At 41.4% G+C, this 2,994-nt stretch carries 2 protein-coding genes; both read left to right on the top strand.

Annotated elements, in window-relative coordinates; translation table 11 throughout:
- Positions 1 to 856: DNA polymerase/3'-5' exonuclease PolX (gene polX, locus AC52RT_RS02600; protein WP_495539303.1), on the top strand; the 856-nt coding region annotated here is incomplete at its 5' end.
- A gap of 42 nt (positions 857 to 898) precedes the next feature.
- Positions 899 to 2,994 (top strand): endonuclease MutS2 (locus AC52RT_RS02595; RefSeq protein ID WP_495539302.1); only part of this gene is annotated, 2,096 nt, incomplete at its 3' end.

The following is a 2,994-nucleotide window of genomic DNA, read 5'->3' as shown; positions in this document are numbered from 1 at the left end:
GGCAGAGACTCGTGAAATAAAGACCTTTGATAGTGAAGACGAGTTTTACCATCATTTTGGATTACCGTATATTCCGCCAGAACTCCGTGAGGATGGAACAGAGGTAGACAAGTATTCGGATGATTCTCCGCTCATCTCTTTGGAAGGAATTCAAGGGGATCTGCATATGCACACGACCTGGAGCGACGGAGCACATACAATTGACGAAATGATTCAAGCCTGCCGAGCTAAAGGGTATAAATATATGGCGATAACCGATCACTCCCAATACCTTAAGGTAGCGAATGGACTGACAGCTGAAAGACTGCGGGAACAAAAGAAAATCATTCATGACTTAAATGAGAAATATGATGATATTACCATTCTTTCAGGAATCGAAATGGACATTCTGCCGGATGGAACATTAGATTATGATGATGAGCTTTTGGCTGAAATGGATCTTGTGATTGCCTCCATCCATTCAAGCTTTTCACAATCTCGCGACAAAATTATGGACCGATTAAAAACAGCTTTAAATAGTCCACATGTGGATATTATCGCCCATCCAACGGGAAGACTGATTGGAAAACGTTTAGGTTATGAAGTAGATATGGACATGCTGATTGAGCTGGCTGCGTCAACGAATACAGCATTAGAATTAAATGCTAATCCAAACCGCTTAGATTTGTCTCCAGCTAATGTTCGTAAAGCTCAGGATGCAGGAGTGAAAATCGTGATTAATACAGATGCCCACAGTATTGATATGCTCGAACATATGACTGTTGGTGTATCGTCTGCAATCAAAGGGTGGCTGAAGCAGTCTACCGTACTTAATGCTGGTACAACTGAAGAATTACTTACTTTTTTAAAGAAATAATACAAACTACTATACCTACGCAAGAGGGAGGATTTTTACTCCATGCATTCGAAAGTTTTGAAAACATTGGAATTCGACAAAATTAAAGAACAACTGTTAACCTATGCTTCTTCAAGCATTGGGAAGGAACGTGCTTTGCTATTAGCTCCGTCCACGGATCTTGCTGAGGTAATTAAATGGCATGACGAAACAGATGAAGGAGCAAATGTGCTCCGATTAAAAGGAAATATTCCACTTGGTGGTATTTTTGATATAAGGGGACCAGCCAAACGTGCTCAAATAGGCGGTGTGCTTAGTCCACATGAACTGATGGAAGTAGCCAGCACGATCCGCGCTGGACGGATTCTTTCTCGATTCTTTCAAGATGTGGCAGAGGATGATCATGAAATTCCACTGATTTTGGAATATATGGAGACACTAAACCCTCATCAGGAACTGCAAGAAACAATCGGTTTTGCGATTGGAGAACATGGGGAAGTTCTTGATTCTGCAAGTGATAAGCTGCGGACACTGCGTAATCAGCTAAGAACAAATGAAAGCCGAGTCCGTGAAAAGTTAGAAAGCATGATTCGTTCTTCTAATGCACAAAAAATGCTTTCAGATGCTATTGTCACGATTCGTAATGATCGCTTTGTTATTCCTGTTAAGCAAGAATACCGTAGTGTATACGGCGGGATTATTCATGATCAATCTTCATCAGGTCAAACATTATTTATTGAACCTCAAGTAATTGTGGAGTTAAATAATGTCCTACAGGAAACACGTATGAAGGAACATGTCGAAGTAGAACGGATTTTAATTGAACTTTCGGCTGCGGTTGGAGAACATACGCATGAATTATTGCAGAATGTAAAGATTCTCGCTCAAATCGACTTTATTTTTGCAAAGGCTCGGTACTCAAAAGCAATCCGTGGTTCTAAGCCGAAAATAAATGATGAAGGCAGAGTCCGTCTATTCAAGGCAAAGCATCCGTTAATACCTGCAGATGTTGTTGTCGCAAATGATATTTTTCTCGGAGATACGTTTTCGACGATTGTCATTACCGGACCGAATACAGGCGGTAAAACCGTTACACTTAAAACGATTGGCCTTTGTACGTTAATGGGGCAATCGGGTCTGCAGATTCCAGCACTTGATGGTTCAGAAATTGCTGTTTTCAAAGATGTATTCGCAGATATTGGGGATGAACAGTCGATTGAACAAAGTCTGAGTACCTTCTCTTCTCATATGGTTAATATTGTTGAAATCCTAAAACATGTGGATCATGAAAGTCTCGCATTGTTTGATGAGCTTGGAGCAGGAACGGATCCACAGGAAGGTGCGGCACTGGCCATCTCGATTCTCGATGAAGTGCATAAACGAGGTGCACGGGTTATTGCCACCACCCATTACCCTGAGCTAAAGGCTTATGGCTACGATAGAGACGGTGTGGTTAATGCGAGCGTTGAGTTTGATGTTGAATCACTAAGCCCCACCTATAAGTTATTAATTGGAGTTCCAGGACGAAGTAATGCATTTGAAATCTCCAAACGATTGGGTCTGAATGACTCTGTTATCCAAAATGCCCGCAGCCATATTGGCGAAGATACAAATAAAGTTGAAAAGATGATAGCCTCACTTGAAAGCAGTCGCCGCCAAGCGGAAATTGATCAAGAAGAAGCAGAAACCTACTTAAAGAATGCCGAAAAGCTGCAGCGGGAATTGGAAGAGGAATTCCAACACTATCAAGATGATAAAGACGCCATGATGGAAAAGGCTGCTCGTAAAGCGGCTGACTTAGTGGAGAAAGCTCGTGCGGAAGCGGAAGATATTATCTCAGAGTTAAGGAAAATGCGCTTTGAAAATGCGAATATTAAAGAACATGAACTAATTAATGCGCGTAAACGTCTCGACGAAGCGGCACCTGTTATTAAGAAAGCTAAATCAAAACCGAAGCAGCCTTTGAAGCAAGAGTTAAAGCCGGGTGATGAAGTGAAGGTCATTAGCTTTAATCAAAAAGGTCATCTAATTGAAAAGGTTTCGTCAAATGAGTGGCAAGTTCAAATCGGCATCATGAAAATGAAGGTAGCTGAAACAGATCTCCAGTTTACTCAGACACAAAAACAAAAAGAACCTAAGCCGATGGCGACAATTAAAGG

The organism is Peribacillus sp. (assembly GCF_059453735.1).
Note: the sequence above shows the minus strand (reverse complement) of the source record. Positions and strands in the feature narration are given on the sequence as shown.